The sequence below is a fragment of the Vibrio sp. 2033 genome, from assembly GCF_033339735.1.
The window spans coordinates 1-583 of sequence record NZ_JAWOVC010000602.1; the positions used below are offsets into that span (position 1 = coordinate 1).

Sequence of the window (583 nt, forward strand, 5' to 3'; positions counted from 1 at the left end):
ACTTTGCCGGAACCTTCAGTTCTATCCCGGCTTTAACGCTTTGATCTGACATCAAATCGAACCAATCACACTCTGTCTTTAGCGATAGCGATTGTGCGCGCGTGGATTTGTTTAGCACTACAATGCCTTTCTCTCCGCGTTTTAGCACTAGCATATCGTCATTCCCTTCCAGTACCGTCATTGATTCGCCATGAGTCACATTATGGAACGCGATCATCTTCGCCATGCGCGGATCATTCCAAGCGTCTTTCCATCTTGGCTTTCCGTTTTTGTTCTTAATGCCGCTGGTATCCAAATCGGTATAAACCAAAGGCACGCCGCCATCGCGACCAAGAATGTAGGCATAAGCGATCCACTCATCCTCTTCATCCATTATCAAATCGAGAAAGACGTCGTTGTTGGGAATATCATGCGTCACCACAAAAGTGATGGCTCGACCGTTTGAAAGCGCTTGGCCAAAACAGTAAGGGTCAATCAGAGACTTGAAACTGCCTTTTTTTGAAAATGCTTTAAAGATGGTCGAAAACAGCGGGAAATCATACGCACCTAAACGGGTTTCTTGTAAATACGGCTCAAGAAACAG

1 pseudogene is annotated in these 583 nt (G+C 45.6%); it reads right to left on the reverse strand.

Features of this window, described 5'->3' with window-relative positions:
- A pseudogene (locus tag R7P74_RS28020) lies at positions 1–583 on the reverse strand (alpha-amylase); the annotation flags it as partial.